Here is a 20,814-nt window from a genome sequence, read left to right as displayed (position 1 = left end):
AATTCAAATGTCAGTCCGAACGTGCTTTTTGTGATGTGGGGCAGTCAAGCTGGCCGGCGCTCGATGCCGTCTCAACAGGGTGGGGCGGTCGCACTTTGGATCGCCCGTTCCAGATCTAGCCGATTGATCTGCCGCTTGCGCTTGGTATGGGGTGCCGCCTTGGTTGACGTCGGGGCCTGGCCACTGAGCGTGCGCGACGGCCCCGCGGTCTGCCGGTCATCTCTGAGCGCCTGCACCTTCGCCGCGACGTCCAGCACGTGCCCCAGCCGCTTGTGCGCAACGATGTCCCCTTGCCGAATGGTTTCTCGCGAATCGAACACGCTGTAGGGCAGGGCAGCGCCATCGGCCCATAGCTCGATCCGGCCATCCGGGTACTCGGCTACCTCGATGGTGCGGCCAATCAGCCCGCGGTACTGTGGACTGTTCTGCAGCAGGTACACCACCTTGTCGTACTGCAACGTCAGGCTCTGCGACACCTTGCGCCATTCGCGCCAGGTAAAGATCCGGTCCAGGTCTTCATCGCCGCGCACCGGTCGGTGCGCATCGAAGTCGCTGCGCGGCACCTTGGCAAAGCGCGCATTGAACTCGGCCATGAAGATCGCCGCAAACGCATTGGCCGCCTCCAGGGTGTGGATGCCGCGCAGCCGCAGCTCCTTGACCAGCCGGTCCTGCAGCACGCCATTCATCCGCTCCACGCGGCCCTTCGCCTGGCTCGAGTTCGCGCACAGGATGTCGATGCTCAGCTCGAACAGTGCCCGCCCAAACTGCGTATAACCCCGTCCATCAGGCCCATCCTTGGCATTGACCCGGAAGATGCCCGCCTTGTCGCTGTAGAACGCGACCGGCTTGCCGTGCCGCTCGATATAGCTGCGGGTCGCCTCGAAGTAAGCGAAAGTCGATTCGGTCGGCACGAAGTGCAGCTGCATCAGCTGACCGGTGGCGTCATCGACATAGACCAGGAGCGTGCAGGCCGGCGCCCGCTCCTCGAACCAGCGGTGGTCGCTGCCATCGATCTGGATCAACTCGCCCAGGCAGGCGCGGCGGTGCCGCGGCTGGTGGACCTTGGGCGGGCGCAGCTTCCTCGGGACCCAGAAGCCGGCATCGATCATGATCCGGCGTACGGTTTCCTTTGCGAGATCAATGCCGTGGCGCTCGCGCAGCTTCTCGCACGCCAGAGTGGGACCGAAGTCGGCGTAGGTGTCGCGGATCAAGCCGCGCACTTTGGCTTCCAAGCCTCGTGGCAGCGCCCGATTTCCCGGCATACAGCCACGCTTGCGTGACACCAGGCCTGCCGCACCTTCGGCCCGGAATCGAGCCGCCAAGCGCCCGATCTGCCGAGTACTCAAGCGCAGCTTCTCTGCGGCTCGCCATGGCTTCAGTTCCCCTCGAACCACCGCCTCGATCAGCTTGCATCGGTCCAGCTCGCGCGTGCTCATGGTCACCAACCCGCGGTTAGTCATCGAAGCCTCTCGTGCCGTGGCAAGAGAGGTACCTTGACAGCGCTACTCGGACATTTCTATCTAGCTGGTTCAGGACATTAGCATCTGGCCTCAACAGCCTCGCTGCCGATAATCTTTCTTATGTTAAGTGGTATTACGAAGGTTATGGCTACATCCGCGAACGCCAGTGCTCGTACGTAGAGCCGTGCACGTTCAACCGTAGAAAGCACCAATGCGTGAGCGAGCCGGCATTTTGCCATCTTGTGAAGATGGTTCTGTCATGAGCATGGACTCGGCATTTTGAGCATGGCTTTTTGGTCTGTGGCTAACCAGCGTCCGGTAGCCAACACGCCCCCAATCGATCGGATGTGCAACTCATTCTGCGCTTACCCCTCAGAATGAGCGTCCGCCAATTGGTACAGTCCACACACGCGATCTCGCAGTCCGCACTGTTCGCAGAAAAGAAGGATGTCGCGTTTCTTTGCCCGCGATAAGGCAACGAAGAACGAGTCGACCCAGGGAACGCGCACACAAGTACCCGGCGCCTGACCCACAGGACGAGCCAGGTTCGCGCCTAGTAAAGCTGTTGCAGTTGTGTGCGCAATTTGTTACCAGTGTGCTTGCAGATAGCCTTGACACAGCGGTTCTCATAAGCTGAAAGAAGGCCTTCTCACTTGAGTCCCACGATTAGGGGTGACGGCCGTCATAAAGTTACCGGTCATCGATTCTCACCACCGGGCAACGCTCTCGAGTTCGCGCGCCGTGCAGTTACGGTGTGCCGGCCCGGCGTGGCCGATGCGACGGCTGCGGCTTTGTGGACAGGCCCGACGCTCAGCGCCCGCGCCTTTTCTGCTAATGGTATTTCACACGCCTGTTGTTGAACGCAGGCTTCGTGCCCTCGAGCACGTTGACGACCTGCCGGTTGATTGCTGGATTCTCGATGGCGCCCGCCGTGTACGAGATTTTCGAGCCATCCTTGCGGTCGAAAGTTGCCCACACAATTTGCTCCGCGTCACACACCACGGCCAGATTCGGATTGTGCGTCACCATGATGATCTGCCTACGCTGCTTTGCCTGAGTCAGTACCGGCACGAGCAGACTGACCACGGTCTCGTTATCTAGGTTCTCCTCGGGCTGGTCGAGGATGATGGGATTCCTGCCCTTATCCACAAGCAGATAGAAGATCAGAAGCAGCGCACCCCGCTGCCCCGGCGACAACTGCTCAATCAAGGCATCTTGGAATTGCAACGAGTAACGCGGCTCAAGAAACGTCAATCCGAACAACAGGTCGTATACGTCGCTGGGCGCCTTGTCCTTGCGCAAGACCGCTGCGATACCGGCCGAAAGCTTGCTGGCGTTCGCCGCCTCGACGACCTTGTCATGTAGCGCAGTGACGAACGCCAGCGCATCGGCGCGGTGGTTGAAGTTGAACTGCTCCGCCAACCTGCGAACAGTTCCGAAGCTTTCGTCGTCACCGCCACGAAATTCTCCCGCGTTCTGTTTAATGAGAGCGAAGAGACTGGCCGACAACGGATCAACCGAGCCGCCGAGCGTGGCTTGAAATTGCAGCTTGTAGTCGTCGCGGATCAGCCGGTCACTCTGAATCAGGTCCTGTACGGGCTTGAACAGTGCTTCTCGCGCTCGCCGCTGCGCATCGAGGATATCGTAGATCTCGCCAGCCAGTGCGACACGCTTGGCTCGATGGGTATCGAGGACCTTTGGCAACGCCTCCAACTGCGCTATCCGGGCCCTTAGGCCCTCGAGCGAGTCGGGTGCCTCCGGCGAGCCGGTCAACTCGGCAAGCCTTGCGTTCCACTCGGAAAGACTCTGCAAAAACTGCTGGTATTGAAGCTGTGGCGCATTCAGCCGTGCCTGCAGCATGCCCTGCTCTTTCGATAGCGATTCGCGATCCTTGCGGCTTGCATCCACGATCTCCCGAAGCTTCGCCTGGTCCTCTGCCGTCTGGGCAAGCATGGCGTCCAGAGGCTGCGTGGAGATGGCGAAACTGACCACGTCGGTCGGTTCCATGCCGAGCAGCGCCAGGTCCTTGGCGGAATCCTCCAGGAACTGCTTGTGCGCCCGCTCCAGCAAGCGCGCATGCTCGCGTGCGTTCTGAACGGCCTTAACCTTCGCGGCGAGTGCCGACAGATCTCCTGTCGCCTTGACACTGGCTTCATCCAGTGCGTACAACCGCGCGGACAGCGCTTCCAACTCGCCTTCTGCGGCTCGCTGGTCCGACGACAGTTCGTCTGTCGGCTTGGCGATCTCCAATGGGCGAAGCCTGTCGTGCTCGTCGCGCTGACGCTCCTTGAATGCAAGCTGTTCCTGAAGTCCCTTCTTCACATCTGGCTGGAGTTGCGCCTCGCAGCCAGCGATCGTCTGATTTAACGCGCGCAATTCCTTGCGCAGCTCATTGAGCTGAGCGCGATAGGTCGTCTCTTGCTGGTCAATCAGCTGGTTGAAATCCAACGCACCGAGGCGAATATCATCCCCGGCGTGAGAGAAGATCACGGCGCGCAACTCGTTCTCGAACGCGTCTGACTTCCCACTGACGTGCGCATTACAAAGCTCCTCGAAGTGCCCTTGGGGGATGTAGCGCACCAGCTCGACCTTGTCGTCCGCCGGATCATCATTGAGCCCGCGCGATTCCGTGCTGCCATCGAGCCACGTCAGGCGGCCTTCGAAATGCCGTGCCGGATCGCCCGACTTGCCGCGGAAGCGGTCCTTCTTCAAGAAGGAGAAGTGTGCCTTCTGCCGCGAGTTGCCAAGCAATGCGATGACGTCCGCCAAGGCGCTCTTGCCGCTTCCCTTGTTGCCGATGATCGCGACCAGATCGGCGTTCATCGGTAGTGTCACGCCGTCGAGCCACGTGCCCGCCGCTGGACTACTGGTCAGCCGCTTAATCTCTATGGTGTCGATAAAGTACGGTTTGTTGGCGTTGACCTCGATGTGCTTCGGCGGCCGCTCTCCAATGAAGGAGCGCTTCGCTGGTTCCATGATCGCCTGCTTGAGGCCTTGGAAGGTCGGATCCGCCTTAATCCAAGTAATCTTGCCCGAAGGAAAGTCGCCGTAGCCGCGCCTATCGTTATCACCCGCTCGCCCGACGAAACGATGTGCGTCGCTACCTGATACGACAAGTCGCGGAATATGCTGCAGCCCTGCCTGGAAATTGTCGAAGAACTTGGCGTTAGCCGGCGACTTCTCGCCGACAAATGCGTCGCGCAAGACCGTATTGCGCGACTCAAAAATCGGTGACGTCCGGAACAGGCCCAGAAAGTAGGCATAGTGGTTCTGCCACTTCACCTCGGTGAGCCCGTCACTTGTATCATATGGCATGAAGCCGATCGCGAGCCCATCGGGGACCTTCGAGATGGCGCTCTTATAGCTGTCGCAGTTGATCTCCGCTAGCATCGAACCAGCGCGCAGTGCCTTGGCGTCATCGGCGTCCACCTCGGCCTTGTTCAGACCGCGTGCGACCAACAAGTCTGCGCCGACGTGGCGCCCGAGGGCCATCAGTGCGGCATCCGACAACGGACGGTCCAGAAGTTCCAGTTTCAGGGCGGATCTGAAGTCGTTGAGGACCTGATCCTCGATGTCATTCGAGAACAGTACGTGCGCATTCAGGCGGATCTCTGTCGGCGCGGACAGGCGAAGTTCTATCCCAGGAAAGACAGTCTTAGTGAGCTTGGGAGCATCGGCGTCCTTCAACCGCTGCCGCAAGGCGAACCATCCATTGAACGTCCAGTAGTCCATCAGCGCGAAGACCGCGGGCTCGGCCGCGTTCATCGCTGCGATCATTTGGTCAACGAGCACTTTGGTTGTGGGGGAGGACAGATCGTCGTCGAATCGCTGGCCATCCCAGTGAAACGACGCCGGCGTGTGAACATGGAGATCCCACTGCCGCCACTCAGATCCGCGGCTATAGCTGTTGTCACTCATAGTTGGTCGTCTGATCACAGGCGATCTGCCTGCCGAGCGTTAGAAACATGCTTTGTCGACCCATGAGTCGCCAAGCCTCCACAGCGAATCGATCAATGTAGCGGAATTACTCGTAGACGCTGACCCTACGATCGTAGGGATTGATGACCTCGGCGGCAATTCTGCACCAGCTTCGGAAGACATTGACCGGCCATAGGCTGCAATGCGAGATCCCATCATGAACTCGGCGGGAGCGCCTTGCTCGCGGCGAGTTGCCATTTGCCGAACAGGCTGCTCGCCTTCGTCCCTTCGTAGGCGAGTCGCGAACTACCGTTTGGCGGGCCACGTCGAAGCAATCAACCTGCAAGGGACAGGGCTACGTTGCACCAAACGCCTCGCTTATCTGACGAGCCCGCTTCACCTCATCGCTATGCAGATAAACCGACGTCGTTGACACCGACGCATGACGCAAATTGTCCCGAACGATGGTCAATTCCACGCCGCGCGCCAACGCATGTGTGGCATGCGTATGCCGCATCCAGTGCGGACTAGCGCGGCGTAATTTCTCCGCTAACGAAGGATGGTCCGCTGCAATGACATCCGCGGCCAGCGTGAAGAACCGCTTGACGACATGCCATAGCCGGGTACTGGTGATCCCCGTATCGGACTTGACGGTCAGGTCGCCGATCAGCGGCAAGTCCGGACGCCATAGGCTCCTACTGACCGACAGGCCCCGCTCCATCAGGTAACGCTCCAAAGCGCGCCGCGCCAGCGGCGGCATGGCGACTTTTCCCGCGCGCCCACCCTTCCCCGTCAGTTGGAGCCATTCGTCGCCCTGCCCGTCCGTTCGAATATCTTTCAATCTCGCGGCGACCAGCTCGCTGGCCCGCAGTCCGGTCGCGTAGCCGAAATCCAGCACGAACCGCAGGCGCTGTGCGGCCGCGGCGTCCCAGCCGTAGGACCACTCGAGCCCGTCGGCGATGGTTCGCACGAGCTGCCATTCGCCGTCGGTGAAGGCATGCGAGTTGTCCAACGCGGCGGTGCGGCCACCGCCGCGGACTTTGATGCCGGCGAAGGGGTTGGCCAGGACGTAGCGCTGCTGCACCAGCCAGCGGAACATCGCCCCGAGGATAGACAATGAATGGGCTACGGAGCGTGCCGACAGTGCCCCGGTAAAGGGCCGCCAATCTGGCGACGTGCGGGGGCGTGCCGGCCCAACCCACCGGTCGCGAGGTGAAGGCAGGCGCAGAAAGGCGCGGTAGGCCACGGCGTCTTCGGTGGTCAGGGACGATAGCGGCCGCTGCTGCTCCACGATCGCCCACAGAATCAGCCGCTCGGCCTCCTTGCGATAGGTGCGATGGGTAGCCGGCGACTCGTGCAACTCGAGCCAGGCCTGCACCGCCTCGTAGTCGTTGTCTGCCGTCAGCGTGCAGGTCGCGCGCGGGGCGCGGAAGCGCCCTTCGGAGCCGTCGACCTGATGCGGTAGCCGCAACTGTTCCCATGGCACGACGACGCTGAGGCGCTCTTGAGCGACCAACGCACGTGCGCGTTCAGTAAGCTCGGGATGCGCGGCAAAAAACGCCTCGACCTGCTTGGCACCCGTCGCACCGAGGCCAGGGATGGCTGCCCACCAGCGTCGACGCCTCGGCACGCGTACGGTGAGCGCCGCCAGCGTGTCGACGCCGTGGGCGCGGAGGGCTGCCGCCGTCCGTGCCGGCAGCCACCGCCCGATATCGTCGGTGATCGCTGGCCGCGGAACCGGGAGCCGGCGCAACACTTCCACGGCGTGATCCGCCGCCCTGCCCTGCTCTACGCGTATCGATGCCGGGATTTCAAACAACGCGGCAAGATCCTCGCGCCCCCGCAACCGGGCGATTGCCGCGAGCTGTCGCCGGACGCGGCCGAGGATGGCGCGGGAGGATTGGCCATGCGCCCTCTGCTCTCCGAGGTATTGCGCGACAGCCCGCCGCGTGCCGAGGCCAGCATGCCAGGCGCGCAATGCGGCCAGCGAGGCGGCATCCGGGAAGTCTGCCGATCCCGCGTCGGGGATCAGCGCAATGCGGGGGCTGGTGCCGGAGGCGGGTGTCGATGGACTCAAGCGCGATTTCATGGGCGCCAGTTTAGCGCACCGAAATGGCTATTACGATAAGGTTAGTTATCGCAATAGCGCGCCACGCTGACGCGAGGCGGCAACGATCAGGCGTGAGGACGGTAGTTTGGAAATATCCGTACTGTAAGTGCCCTACCATTGCGTCCACGTGCCGGCCTTCACGATATCGACGTGGGACTTTCAGCATGCTCGTACCGAGACGCCCGAGCTTTCCGTTTGCCGGCGCATGCTGATGAGCTGTGCCGCTTAACGATGAAGCGGTCGCAATGGAGCTTCAGGTTGCGCGACACGCTTCCAGCGCCTACCTGCTCGCCTTCAGCGCGTTGGATCGACCAGAATGAAGGCGACCTTGACGGGCTTCCCCGAGCGGTTCGCCCAGGCGTGGTTGGTACCCCGCTGGATCAGCACATCGCCTGCCCGCATGACGGTTTCACCTTCGTCCATGATGGCGACCACTTCGCCCTCGAGCACGATGGCGTAGTCGACCGTATCGGTCTGGTGCATGCCAGGGTGCTCGCCGGCTTGCACGTCGCGGTGAGCGTCCGGATACATCAACTGGAACGTTGCGTCCATCAGCCGGCGAAGTTCCGCCGGATCCTGGGGCTCCGCGGGCCACTCGACGATCCGGACCACGGTGCCACCGGGGGGCGGAAGCACTCCCCGGTGTTCCGCGATGGAGTCCGGCGCGTCGATCGCATCGCCGGGTGAGGTCCGCCAGAGGTTGGTAACCCTGTAGCCGGGGCGTTCGGGAACGATCTTTTGCGCGGGCGACGGACCGTCGATCTCGATCATGGAGCGGCCATTCGTATTGCGGCCAGTCAGTATTCGACGAATGGGGGGCAGAGTATCGGCCATAGCTGGATGAGCGTGGGGTGGCGGGGAAGGATCAGTTTTTCTCGAGTTTCAGGTCGGGCACCAAGGCGGCATTGAAATTGTAGGTCGCTGCAATGCGCTCCTTGAATGCAGCTGAGCCAAGGAACTTGGGAACCTGGTGAAGCACCTTGGCGCTTTCCGCGAAAGCGCTGGAGTTGGTGACCTTTTCGCAGATGCGCTCCATCTGGGAGACGATCGTTGCAGGTGTGCCTGCAGGAACGAACAGTCCATTCAGCCCGGGCGTGACGGGCGGGACGCCAAGCTCCGCAATAGATGGAACATTTGGGAAGGCGGGATGTCGCCGGTCAGAAAGGACGGCCAGGATACGGAGGTTCTTCCCGGCCAATGACGATATTGCAGGCACGCTGAAATCCAGCGTGCCACCCATGGCGTCCGTCAGCAGCGGTCCATCGCCACGGTAACCGATCGCGTTGAATCTGACTTTCATGGCGCGCTCGACCGCCGCCATCGACAGATGGGCTACGCTGCCGGGACCCGCATGGCCATACGACACGCCACCGGGCGCCTGACGCGCCATCGTCATCAACCCCGCGAACGTCTGGATAGGGGATTCCTGCCGGACAGCAATCGCGAAAACATTCTCGAAGACCTGACAGACCGGCTCGATCTGGTCGTTGGTGAACGGCATGCGGGCGTTGACGAACGGCGCATTCGTCATGGGCGACGCGGGTGAAAACACCACGGTGTACCCGTCCGGCTTCGCGCGGGCGAGGAACGAGAAGCCCACCACTCCGCCCGCCCCTTCGCGCGCACTCACCACCCACTGCTGTCCGGTGTCCTTGGCGGCTTCCGCCGCGAACGCCCGTGCCATGGCGGCAACGCCGCCACCGACCGAATAGGGCACGATCGTCTCCACAGGCTTGCCAGGGTAGGCGCCGGCTTGCGCAATGGCGGACGTGGTGCCGAACATAGCGAGGATAAAGCCCGTTGCGCTTGCACGCAGGCTTCTCACGGCCGCTGTTTTCATGGGTTGTCTCCTTGATGACGATGTGCGCTGCGTGCTGTCACACCTGCGATGGACACACGCTAAGCACACGCGCGAATACCGGTCGGTACAGTGCCTGCAGTCAGACACCGCCCGCAGAGCATGTCCTCATCCCCGTCTGGGCGACACCATTGCGGGCGGCACCGGCTCCGGGTTGGCCCGCGGCCCTCGCCTGTCAATTTTTTCGTGACGCCCTGATCAACGCCTCTCCCCGCGAGTTGGTCAACTGTACTAGATCGCCAATAGTGCCGGACTGGGGGAAACCCTGCACACTGTCCCGCCCGACAGTGGACGACGCGGACTAAGAAAATTCCGTCCCGGCATACAATAGGACAGATGATCAAAACAGCGTGCCGTGGAGTAGCGAAATGAGTCGAGGCGAAGCACCGACGAGGGTCTTGGACGCCGCGGAGGCGTTGTTTGCACAACGGGGCTACCACGGTGTCTCCCTGCGCCAGATCGCCCAGGAAGCGAACCTTGCCGTCTCCCTGGTCCAGTACCACTTTACGAACAAGGAGGAACTGTTCGGCGCGGTCCTGGGTCGGCGAATCGCGGTAATCAATCATGAGCGTTTGAGCCGCCTCGACGCCGTGGAGCAGCGTTCCGACGCTGGCAGGCCACGTCTGGAAGACGTGCTGCGTGCCTTCCTCGAGCCGACTCTGCTGTTCTCCCGAGATCAGGCGCAGGGGGGGCCGCACTATGCCCAACTTATCGCGCAGATCAGCAACGATCCGCAGCCCCACGCACGGCGGGTCTCAAGAGAACACATGGATCCGATCGCCCGACAAACAATCAGAGTTCTGGCCATGGCGCTGCCGCACATGGACGAAAAGACATTGACCTGGTGCTACCTTTTCGCTGTCGGGGCAATGGTGTCGGCCATATCGCCCGCCGGTCGGGTACGAACGCTCTCAGGCGGCCGGCACAATGCCGACGACATAACGGAACTCGTAGAGTTGCTTGCAACCTTCCTGACCGGGGCATTCCGCGCGGTCGACACCGCCGCCTCGTCGCAGACGCCATGATGGCGCCGAAGTTCCGCCTGGTTGCCGCCGTTGGGGTGAACGGCGGGCGTGCGGCGGCCGGAGCGTATGGGCGCCGTGTCGGCCCGCGGGATAGCGGGTCATCGCTCTCAAATGGGTCCGCTTTTCACTGACGACATGCTGCTCGAATGGAGTCCGATTATCTCCATCCAACCTCCATGAAATGTAGATTCCCCATCCACGTTGAACCGGCAAGCTTCGTACTCGTGAGGGCCGGCTGGGAGCGTTTTGCCGGGCCCTCGCGCATAGGGAATCCGGGATCGGGAGCCTGACCGCCGTCGGCTAACATTCAGCGGTACGTTCGTCTGCATTCGCATCGGTCGTGCCGTCACCAGCAAGGTGCTCCTCGGGGCTGGGTTCTCTCCGACCTAATATGGCCGTCAGCCTGCCGGGATCGATCGGCGAACGGTCAGTTCACCGCTGGGCACGCATGGATGCAAGAACCCTCACCCGATCGTCGCGCGATGCGCCAGCTTTGCGTCCGGCAGGCATGTTGTCGGCCGGGAAGGAGCCCCTCGTCCTTGCCGGTGGGCGGGCCCCTGTCATGGACCGACGCTCAAGCTCCGTCGTACTATTGATCCATGGTCTCGGAGGCACGCCGGCCGACCTGGGGCGCCTTGGGGCACGACTGGCGACGGCCGGGATGGCGACGTCCACATTGACGTTGCCCGGCCATGGTGAAATGAGCCCGGAAATCCTGAAGGACGTGAACTGCGACGAATGGTTGTCCGCGGTTCGCTCGGAGATCGTTCGCCTTCGGGAACAGTTTGCCATTGTTCACATCGTTGGGATGTGCATGGGGGCCCTGCTTGCCCTCGAGATCGCCAAAGAACTTAGCGTCGAGCATAACGGCCAGGACTGCCTGATCCTGCTTGCGCCGCCCATCTTCCTCGACGGTTGGGCTCTCCCGAAGCTCAGATGGTTAAGACACGTGGCCTATCGGCTTCCTCTCATACCACGATGGATCAGGATCAAGGAATCCGAGCCCTACGGCGTCAAGAACACTCGTCTTCGCCGCATTATCGAGCGCAAGTTTCTCAATGCGGATCCGTTTCATTACGCCTGGGTCCCACTCACTGCGATTCGGGAGTTGGACAGACTGCGGCGAAAAGTGAGAAGAGGCCTGCAGCGGTTGGAACACAAGACCCTGATCGTTCAGGCTCTGGACGACGAGCTCACCAGCATTGAGTCGGCGCGCCATATCAGGGACGTGGTGAACCACGGACGTCGCGATACCAGGGTAAGGCTGAAGGTCCTGACGGACAGTTTCCACATGATATGCATCGACAATGAGAATGAAGATGTCGCGCAACATGTGGTTTCCTTCCTGCAAGCTGCAGACAGAACAACGCGCTCCACGCGCCTCGCGGGCGCATTGGTCGCCTGAATACGTATGGGCGTCGTTGGTGCTGGGACAACTAGATGGCGAACGGCGTGGACGCGTCGCCCACGCCAGCCTGGCGACACTGGCCAAGCGAGCGCTGCTGAGCGGGGCGGGCAATCCGCTGATTCAATACCAAGATAGTTCGACAAAGCGATGAAACAGCAACCTCCGGACGACGCCAAACCGGCACTGGACCATGAGTTCGATCCAACCCCGCTCAACCTTGGCGCCCAGGGGACATCGAGGCATGCAAGGGTTGCTCCGAATGGCGACCGACAACTCCTGAACAGTACGGCAATCCTGCGCACCGCCATGGAACGCAGTCGGAACTGCCTGTTCCCGTCTCTCGAACAGGTGCTCAATGGCTCGGGTCCGTATCTGAAGCCGCTGGGGACCTGTATGCGACGGTACCTTTCCGAGGTGCTTGACAACGAGCTGGCGCGCCGGGCTTTTGGCAATGCCTTGATGGATGCCGGTCGTTCGGAAGTCGGTTCGGGCGCTCGACATGCCCTCCATCAAGAGGCACGTCGGGTCATCGATGTGGTCAGGCGAATTCTGCAACGCGCCAGCGCTGCCGGAGAGTGCGACCCGAATCTTGACCCGGGCGTTTGGGCCGAGATTATCGGGCGCACGCTGTTCGGCTCCATTTCGTCTGTGGCAGCGGATCATGGCCGCTCGATGGATACCTCTTCGCTGATGCCGGCGATCGCGTTGCTTCGCGCGACCACCGGCCAGTCAGCGCCCTGAATCCCCGCCAGTCCTGCTCCGCCAGGTATCGCCGGCCTTGCCGGCATTGCCGGCATTGCCGGCATTGCCGGGGTCAGAACTTGTGCCGCATGCCCAGCACGGCGCCCGCCTGGCTGCGCCCACCCACGACAGTGTTTCCAGATCCAACGGCCAGATCGGATCCATTGCGGTTCATCGCGTAGGCGGTCGACAGGTACAGGTCTGTGCGCTTGGACAGCGCATATTCGAGCGTCGCGATGAACAGCCACGGATCCTGGCTGGTGTCGCGGGCATTCAGGTAGTACGCAGACCCCGTCAGTTGCAATGCTTGCGTGATGTTGTAGGAGGCGCCAAGCCAGTACATATCCGAGCGGGTGGTTGCTGCGAGCGCGGTGCTGCCATTCGCATACTGAAGTCGATTCCACCGATAGCCGGCGTACATCTTGACGGGGCCGAACGCCGACACGGCACCAAGGGCAACGTTCTTGTTGGCCAACCCCTGCGAGACTGCCGACGAGCCCTGGGTCTGGTCGTATGCCACTGCGATGCTTGTCCCGCCAAAGGAGTAGCCGACTTGTCCACCGATCTGTCGACCTGCGCGGCTGGCGCCCGCGACTTCCCCACCGAGGCCGGCGTCCCAGCCGGTGCTGTAGGTCGCTTCCACCAGCAAGCCGCCGAACTTGCCGAGGTACTTGGCCGAATTATCTATGCGCTGCGAGAACACCGGGTCCATCGACGTGATGGAATACCGGGCGCTGACGCCGTTGGGATCGTAGATCTTTGCAAAGTCATAGATGGGTGCGTCCTGGCGCCCCAGCGTCAAGGTACCCCAGGCGTGCTGCAGGCCTATGTAGGCGCTGCGTCCAAACAGCCGGGACGTGGAACCGGTGCCGTTCGCCAGGGTGCCGCTGTCGAGGTTGGTGCCATTCTCCAGCAGGAAGAGCGCCTTCATTCCGCCGCCGAGGTCCTCGATGCCACGAATGCCGAAGCGCGATCCGGACTGGTTGCCAGGCTGCATGCGGAATTGGCTCGCGCTCCCTCCCTGTGCCGTCGGCCGGTTGTTGACGAACTCGATGCCGACGTCGGCCACGCCATAAAGCGTCACACTGGATTGTGCATGTGCAACGCCGCTACCGGCGAGCAACATCAGTACGGCGCAATGCGTACGATTCATTCGTAACTCCTCCTGGATGAGAGGGCGCTTTCTGATCCGCCGCCGACTGGCAGCGGTGGCGCCCGTGATGTTCGCCGGCAGCAGCGCCGACTGGTGTAACGGAAGTGAAGGCGTTCAGGGATGGCGGGCGGCGACTTCGCCTTCGGCGCCCTGCCCGCCTTCGTCGATGCGAATGAAGAACGTCATCAGGAAGGCGATTACCAGCAGCGCCGCCAGAAACAGCAGCCCGGTGGCCGGCCGTTGCGTCTGGCTCTTGATATAGCCGATCGCATAGGGACCGACGAAGCCGCCAAGATTGCCGATGGAATTGATCACGGCAATCGACACTGCAGCGGTGGAGCGCGTGAGGAACAACGTGGGGAGCGCCCAGAACGGCGACTTGAACGCATACAGTCCCGCCATGCTGAGGCTGATCAATGCGATCGCGACGTAGGGCTCGTTGAACAGTCCCGCGCCAAACAGGGCCAGGCCAGCGACGGCCAGCGGCACCGCCGAATGGACCCGCCGCTCGTTGTTACGGTCCGAACTGCGGGACCACAGGATCATCGCGACGGTGGCGAAGGCATACGGGAACATGGCGATCAGCCCGATCTGGGTATGGCTCAGGCTCGCGGAGAACCCCTGAATGATCTGCGGCATCCAGTAGCCGACGCCCAGGCTGCCGCACTGGTAGACGAAGTAGATGAAGGCGAGGTAGAGCACCTTCGGATTACGCATGACCTTCAGCGTGCTCAGATGCGCCGCTGCCGGCCTCATCAGACGGTCGCGCTCGAGCTCACTGGCGATCCACTGCTTCTCCGACGGGCTCAGCCACTTGGCGTCCGCCGGCCGGTCCGTCAGGAAGACGTAGCAAAGAATGCCGCCAATAATTGCCGGCGCTCCCTCGAGCAGCAGCATCCAGCGCCATCCGCTCCATTCGAACCAGTGAACGTTGTCCATGATCCAGGTGCTGAGCGGTGCGCCGATGATGTACGAGACAGGAATTGCCGCAGTGAACAGCGCCACCGTGGTGGCCAGTTCCTTCGCCCGGAACCATGCGGTCAGATACACGATGATGCCCGGGAAGAACCCGGCCTCGGCCACCCCCAGCAGGAAGCGCAGCACGTAGAGCTGCGTGGCGTTCTGCACGAACGCGGACATTACGGCGACCGCTCCCCATGTCAGGAGAATCCGTGCGATCCAACGCCTTGCCCCGAACTTGTTCAGCATCACGTTGCTCGGCACTTCGAACAGGAAATAGCCGATGAAGAAGATGCCGGATACAAAGCCGAAGGCCTCGCTGGTCAGCGCCAGTTCCTTGTTCATCTGCAGGGCCGCATAGCCAATATTGGCGCGATCCAGGTACGAAATGATGTACAGGACGAAGACAAACGGGATGATGCGCCAGGAAATCTTGCGGACGATGGCCCGCTCGTCATGCGTGTGGTTCGGTTGCATACAGTCGTGCCCGGCGCCGTTGGCGCTGGGTTCTCTCGTTGGTTGCGGAAAGCGGGCTCAAGCCTGGGGCGGCGAGAACACCATGCACACTGGGCTGCCCGTGCGCACACTGAAGCCAGCCGGACAGAGCCGACCGGAGCCTTGGTTGATGTGGAAAGCCACGATCGTGTCGCTATCCTCGTTCAGTGCATACAGCAGTCGGCCGGTGGGGTCTGCCGTGAAGAAGCGCGGCGTGCGGCCGAGCGACAGGTCGGCGCCGCTGAAGCGAAGCAGGCTCGTTCGCGGGTCGATGCTGAACACCGCGATGCTGTCGTGACCGCGGTTGGAGGCGTAGACGAAGCGCCCGCTGCGGTCCACCTGGATCCCGGCCGCCCGGCTGTTGCCGGTGAAGGTGTCGGGCAAGGTGGACAACACCTGCAGCGGCCGCATCTGTGCCGTCGTCGGGCTATAGGAATACGTGGTCACCGTCGAGTCCAGCTCGTTGACGACGTAGGCATACCGGCCGTTGGGATGAAACACGACATGGCGCGGGCCAGCCGCCTCCCGGGACTCGACGAAGCTCGGCATCGCGGGCGTCAGCCTGCCGTCTTCGAACCGGAACGCGAACGTGCGATCCAGTCCCTTGTCCGGCACGATCACGAACCTGCCCGATGGATCGAACGGATTGAAATGGGGCTTCGCCTGCTTCTGCTCGATCCGGTGCGGACCAATTGGCCCTTCCAGCTTGACCAGCTGCGTGAGTTCGCCAATCGCGCCATCGGCCTGCAGCGGCAACACGGCAAGGCTCGCCCCAATGTGGTTGGACACGATCACAAAGCGTTCGCTGGGGTCCAGTGCGAGGTGCACCGGATTCTTGCCTCCTGTGCTCTGTCGGTTGATCAACTGCAGCCGGCCACTGCTGGCATCCACCGCGAACGCGCTGATGTCGCTCATATCCCCATGCACGCTGTAAAGGCGATCGCCGCGGCGATTCAATGCCAGGAAAGATGGATTGACCAGATCGCCCACGACTTGCACGGGCTCCAGAGCACCGCTGTCCGTATCCATGCGATACACGCTGATGCCCTCTCCTCGGGCGTTGCGCTCACGGGTGGTCCTGGACCCGACATAGGCGTACATGCACTGTCCTTTCATTCGATGAACTGGTTTGTCCGTTGTGGCCCTGGGTGCCGCGCCGACCGGTCGAGGGCGACCTCCCAGGCCGATCCATGCGACGGCGGCCGCGGCACAGTGAAGCAGGTTGCGACGGCGCGAACTGGCCGTGATGGGCGGGTTCAAGGCATTTGGCAAACGCAATTCATCCGGGTTGGGGTTTTCACTTGATTGCATTTTTGCGTAAACACATGCAAAAATTCACCTATGGAAAACACTAACTCCGGCCTGACGGCCACGCTAAGCGTCGGCGGCGTCACTTATCGAATCGTTGATCTGCCGGCCATCGCAGGTCCGGACCTCGAGCGCTTGCCGGTCGTCTTGCGTTTGCTGCTCGAAAACGTCGTCCGCAATGCGGACGGCGCCGAGCGCGACGATGCTGTCGCGGGCATCCTGGCGTGGCTTGAGCACGGCACCAGCGAAGCTGAAATCGCTTACCAGCCGGGACGCGTGCTGATGCACGACACCACCAGCACGCCGGCACTGGTAGACGTGGCCGCCATGCGCGATGCCGTCGCAGAGGCCGGCCATGATCCCGCCCTGCTCAATCCCGTGCTTCCCGTGGATTCGTCGGTCGACCACTCGCTGGCAGTGGAGTACTACGCGCAGCGTGACGCCGTCCCGCGCAATCTGGAAACCGAGACGCGCCGCAATGCCGAGCGCTACGGCTTCTTGCGGTGGGCATCCAACGCCCTGCATCGGGTGCGCATCCACCCACCCGGCACCGGCATCATGCACACCATCAACCTCGAACAGTTGGCGACCGTGGTCACGCACGAGCGTCGCGAAGGGGAAGATTGGGTGGTGCCGGACATGATGATTGGCACTGACAGCCATACGCCGATGGTCAACGGCATCGGTGTGCTCGGCTGGGGCGTCGGCGGGCTGGAAGCGCAGACGGTGATGTTCGGCATGCCCGTGATGCAGCGCATTCCCGATGTGATCGGCGTACGTCTGACCGGGAAGCTGCGGGCTGGCGTGCTCGCGACGGACCTGGCGCTGACGGTTACCAAGCGCCTGCGCGATCTGGGGGTCTCGGGGGAATTCGTGGAGTTCTTCGGGCCGGGCGTGGCCACGCTGACAGCCGGCGAACGTGCGGTGGTCGCCAACATGGCGCCCGAGTACGGCGCGACCACCGGTTATTTCCCTGTGGATGCGAACACCTTGCAGTACCTGCGTGGCACCGGCCGCGACCACGCCGCGATCGAGCTGATCGAGGCCTACGCGCGTCGGGTGGGGCTTTGGTTCGACCCCGCGGCGCGGCCGCGCTACACCCGCGTGCTGGAGCTGGACCTGGGTACCGTCGGCATGCACGTGGCAGGTCCGCGTCGGCCGCAAGATCTTCTCGACTATGCCGACACTGCCCTGGCACTGGGTGCCACGGCTTTCACGCCCTCGCATGCGCATCCGGCAATGCCGAAGCATCGCGTCGCATTGGCGGCGATCACCAGTTGCACGAACACTACCGACCCGGCATTGCTCGTGGCCGCCGCACTGGTCGCGCGCAAGGCACGCACCCTGGGGTTGCGCGTGCCCCCCTGGATCAAGACTTCGATGGCGCCCGGGTCACCGGCCGCGGCCCGCTACCTGGAACGCGCCGGACTGATCGATGACCTCTCGGCCGTCGGCTTCGACATCGTCGGTTACGGCTGCACAACGTGCATCGGCAATTCGGGACCGCTTACGCAACCGATCGCGGACGCCATTGCCGACGGCAGCGCACAGCCGGTGGCGATTCTCTCTGGCAACCGCAACTTCCCGGGCCGGGTCCATCCAGACCTTGGCCTGGGCTTCATCATGTCGCCCCCCCTCGTGGTGGCATTCGCGTTGGCCGGCAATGCCGCAGCGGACCTGAGCCGCGATCCGGTACAGACGACTCCGGACGGCACTCCCGTCTACCTGAAAGATCTATGGCCCACCCGTGAAGAAATCGATGCGCTGGTGGCGCGCGGTACTGACGCTGGCGACTACCGCGACGCATTTCGCGTGGCGACGGCCAATCCGCTGTGGCACGCCCTTCCGTCTGCAGACAGCCCCCGTTACCCGTGGGACCCGGCGTCGACCGCGCTGCGTCGTCCGCCATTCGCCTCCGCCGACCAGGGCAGTCAGCTGGGCAGCTATACGGCCTTTCCGCTGATGGTCCTCGGCGATGACATCACCACCGATCATATCTCGCCGGCCAGCGCGATCCCGAAAGACAGCTTCATCGCGGATTTCCTGGTCGCATGCGGCGACGACCGCGACGATCTGAACGTGTTCGCCTCCCGGCGCGGGAACTGGGAAGTCATGGTCCGAGCCGCGTTCTACAACAAGTCTCTGGTCAATCTGCTGCATCCCGGCGCGCCGGTGGGACACACGCTGCATGTCCCCAGCGGCGATGTGCAGACGATATTCGAAGTCGCGGAGCGCTATCGCGTTGCCGGCGACGCCGTGGTGATTGTCGCCGGCGAGCGCTACGGCACCGGCTCATCGCGCGACTGGGCCGCGAAGGGGCAGCGTCTGCTCGGCGTTCGCGCGGTGATCGCACCCAGCTTCGAGCGCATTCACCGCTCCAATCTGATCGGCATGGGCATCCTGCCGGTGCGGCTGCCCCGTGGCAGCGGACCGCACTCCCTGCACATCAAGCCAGGCGACCGTATTCAGATAGAGGCGCCGGCGCATGCGATCGCACCGCGCGCCCGGATCCCCCTTCGTATCGTCCGGGCCAGCGGCGCGATGGAAGACATCGATGCGACGGCGGCGGTTGAAACACAGCTCGAAGTGGAACTGCTGCGCCACGGTGGTGTGATTCCGATGATCCTGCACAAGACCCTCGGTCAGGCGACCGCCTGACATTGCCAATCGCTACAACCTCAAGCGCCATGCCATACGACAAGTCGATCGCGACCCGCATCGTCGAACTGATCCAGGCCGAGGGCATGGCCGTCGGTACGCACTTGCCGGCCCAGATGCTGGCGGACCGTTTGCGGGTGTCCCGGACTCCTGTCAACGATGCGCTGGCACTGCTGCATGAAAAAGGCGTGCTCGCGCGTGAGCGAAACCGCGGCTTCTTCGTGGCCCGACCGATCGACACACTCGCCGGGGATATCGCACGACAGCTTGGGCTCGCCGAGGCGGACCCGGTAACGCAAGCCTACTTTCAGATCGCAGACGACCTGCTCAAGGGCGTACTGCCTCATGAAATCACCGAGCAGTCACTGCGCCAGCAATACGGACTGACCGCGACGCAGCTGAATGCCGTGCTCAAGAGAATCGCCCAGGAAGGCTGGGCCGAGCGCAAGCCCGGTTACGGCTGGGAGTTCTCCGCGATGCTGACCACGCCAGGCAGCCTGCTGCAGTCGTACCGCATGCGCCTGGCGCTGGAGCCCGCGGCGTTGCTCGAACCGGGCTATCGACTGGAGCCGAACGTGCTGCAGCGCCTGCGCGCGGCCGAGTTGCATTTGCTTGACGGCGGCATTGCGACCGACACCGCCGACCAGTTGCACGATCGTGGGGTGCGCTTCCATGAATCGCTGGTGGAGGCATCGAACAACCCATTCTTCGCCAACGCCATCCGGAGTGTCAACCGTGTGCGCCGCCTGCTGTCATACCGCTCGATGCGCGATCGCGAGCGCTATCCGGAACACGCCCGCCAGCATCTGCACATTCTCGCACTGCTGGAGCGCGAGAAGAACGAGGAGGCGGCGGACTTCATGCGAGAGCACTTGCGCCATACGCTGGACGCGCTGGCCAGCATTGCAAACATCCTGAATCCTGAAGCGAACCAACATGCGCCCTGACCCAGACATCATCGCAGCTTTCGCCCCGACCGGGCTTCTCCGTGCCTCGATCAATCTTGGCAATCCCATTCTCGCCAACCGCGGGGAAGACGGCCAGCCGGGCGGTGTGTCCGTGGACCTGGCGCGCGCGCTGGCGCAGCGGCTCGAGCTGCCGTTGCAGCTGGTGGTGGTAGACGCCGCGGGCAAGTCCGTTGAAGTGGTGTCCAACGAAGAGGCAGACGTCGGCTTCTTCGCCATCGATCCCAAGCGCGCCGCAACGATCCATTTCACGCCGCCATATGTGCTGATCGAAGGTTGGTACATGGTGCGGGACACGTCGCCGCTTCGATCGAATGCCGACGTGGACGCGCCCGGCATTCGGGTCGCCGTGGGCCACGGCAGTGCTTACGACCTGTATCTGACGCGGGAACTGAAAGCCGCGCAGATCGTGCGGGCGCCGACTTCCCCGACCGTGGTGCAGACCTTCATCGAGCAGGAGTTGGAGGTCGCCGCGGGAGTACGCCAGCAGCTGGAAGCCGATGCCACAAGGTACGACGGCCTGCGTCTGCTGAACGAGCGCTTCATGGTGATTCGGCAGGCGATGGGCCTGCCGCAGAGCCGAGGCAGCGCCGCCGCTGCGTACCTGCATGCCTTCGTGGAGGACATGAAGGCCAATGGGTTCGTTGCCCAGTCCTTGAAGCGCCACGGGATCACTGGTGCGTCGGTGGCGCCGCAGGAAACCGCGGACTGACTACCGTAACGACCGCTTGACCCAGCGCGCGTCGCAGCATCGT

Annotated in this window: 14 protein-coding genes; 6 read left to right on the top strand and 8 right to left on the bottom strand. The window is 62.7% G+C overall.

The window, feature by feature from the left end:
• Positions 1 to 71: 71 nt before the first annotated feature.
• From K6V06_RS08815 to K6V06_RS08795, 5 genes are all read right to left on the bottom strand, one after another.
• Positions 72 to 1,436 carry an ISNCY family transposase gene (locus tag K6V06_RS08815; protein WP_370637430.1) on the bottom strand — a complete coding sequence of 455 codons (1,365 nt, stop codon included), beginning with the start codon at positions 1,434 to 1,436 and terminating at the stop codon, positions 72 to 74.
• Positions 1,437 to 2,291: 855 nt separating this feature from the next.
• Complete coding sequence (locus K6V06_RS08810; protein ID WP_222242254.1) at positions 2,292 to 5,378, bottom strand: TrlF family AAA-like ATPase; 3,087 nt, start codon at positions 5,376 to 5,378, stop codon at positions 2,292 to 2,294.
• Between the two features lie 355 nt (positions 5,379 to 5,733).
• The gene (locus K6V06_RS08805) at positions 5,734 to 7,467 is read right to left on the bottom strand and encodes a phage integrase family protein (RefSeq protein WP_222242252.1); all 1,734 of its coding nucleotides are present in this window, start codon (positions 7,465 to 7,467) and stop codon (positions 5,734 to 5,736) included.
• Between the two features lie 315 nt (positions 7,468 to 7,782).
• Positions 7,783 to 8,259, bottom strand: a complete 477-nt coding sequence (locus K6V06_RS08800) for a cupin domain-containing protein (RefSeq protein WP_255581717.1) — start codon at positions 8,257 to 8,259, stop codon at positions 7,783 to 7,785.
• Between the two features lie 94 nt (positions 8,260 to 8,353).
• Complete coding sequence (locus K6V06_RS08795; protein ID WP_222242248.1) at positions 8,354 to 9,328, bottom strand: tripartite tricarboxylate transporter substrate binding protein; 975 nt, start codon at positions 9,326 to 9,328, stop codon at positions 8,354 to 8,356.
• A 386-nt stretch (positions 9,329 to 9,714) separates the two neighbouring features.
• Between K6V06_RS08795 and K6V06_RS08790 the strand changes: the two genes are divergently transcribed.
• From K6V06_RS08790 to K6V06_RS08780, 3 genes are all read left to right on the top strand, one after another.
• Positions 9,715 to 10,371, top strand: a complete 657-nt coding sequence (locus K6V06_RS08790) for a TetR/AcrR family transcriptional regulator (RefSeq protein ID WP_222242246.1) — start codon at positions 9,715 to 9,717, stop codon at positions 10,369 to 10,371.
• Positions 10,372 to 10,762: 391 nt separating this feature from the next.
• A complete protein-coding gene (locus K6V06_RS08785) occupies positions 10,763 to 11,776 on the top strand; it encodes a carboxylesterase (protein ID WP_222242236.1) in 1,014 nt (337 codons plus the stop codon).
• Positions 11,777 to 11,926: 150 nt separating this feature from the next.
• Entirely contained in the window at positions 11,927 to 12,520 is a 594-nt protein-coding gene (locus K6V06_RS08780) for a TetR/AcrR family transcriptional regulator C-terminal ligand-binding domain-containing protein (protein WP_222242234.1), read from the top strand.
• A 73-nt stretch (positions 12,521 to 12,593) separates the two neighbouring features.
• Here the strand turns inward: K6V06_RS08780 and K6V06_RS08775 are convergent, their stop codons facing one another.
• The 3 genes from K6V06_RS08775 to K6V06_RS08765 form a co-directional block, all read right to left on the bottom strand.
• A complete protein-coding gene (locus K6V06_RS08775; protein ID WP_222242232.1) occupies positions 12,594 to 13,673 on the bottom strand; it encodes a porin in 1,080 nt (359 codons plus the stop codon).
• A gap of 114 nt (positions 13,674 to 13,787) precedes the next feature.
• Entirely contained in the window at positions 13,788 to 15,110 is a 1,323-nt protein-coding gene (locus tag K6V06_RS08770; RefSeq protein WP_222242230.1) for an MFS transporter, read from the bottom strand.
• Between the two features lie 57 nt (positions 15,111 to 15,167).
• Entirely contained in the window at positions 15,168 to 16,229 is a 1,062-nt protein-coding gene (locus K6V06_RS08765; protein WP_222242229.1) for a lactonase family protein, read from the bottom strand.
• A gap of 240 nt (positions 16,230 to 16,469) precedes the next feature.
• Between K6V06_RS08765 and acnA the strand changes: the two genes are divergently transcribed.
• The 3 genes from acnA to K6V06_RS08750 are packed head-to-tail and all read left to right on the top strand — an operon-like array spanning position 16,470 to position 20,771.
• Entirely contained in the window at positions 16,470 to 19,094 is a 2,625-nt protein-coding gene (acnA, locus tag K6V06_RS08760) for an aconitate hydratase AcnA (RefSeq protein WP_222242227.1), read from the top strand.
• A 29-nt stretch (positions 19,095 to 19,123) separates the two neighbouring features.
• Positions 19,124 to 20,041: a GntR family transcriptional regulator gene (locus K6V06_RS08755; protein WP_222242225.1), complete on the top strand. Its 918-nt coding sequence runs from the start codon at positions 19,124 to 19,126 to the stop codon at positions 20,039 to 20,041.
• On the top strand, positions 20,031 to 20,771 hold the full coding sequence (locus K6V06_RS08750) for an ABC transporter substrate-binding protein (protein ID WP_222242223.1): 741 nt from the start codon (positions 20,031 to 20,033) through the stop codon (positions 20,769 to 20,771). Before K6V06_RS08755 ends, K6V06_RS08750 begins: the two co-directional genes overlap by 11 nt.
• The last annotated feature ends 43 nt before the right edge of the window (positions 20,772 to 20,814 follow it).

Source organism: Cupriavidus sp. AU9028, assembly GCF_019795295.1.
In the GTDB taxonomy this organism is placed as follows: domain Bacteria; phylum Pseudomonadota; class Gammaproteobacteria; order Burkholderiales; family Burkholderiaceae; genus Cupriavidus.
This window is presented reverse-complemented; position numbering and strand designations above follow the sequence as displayed.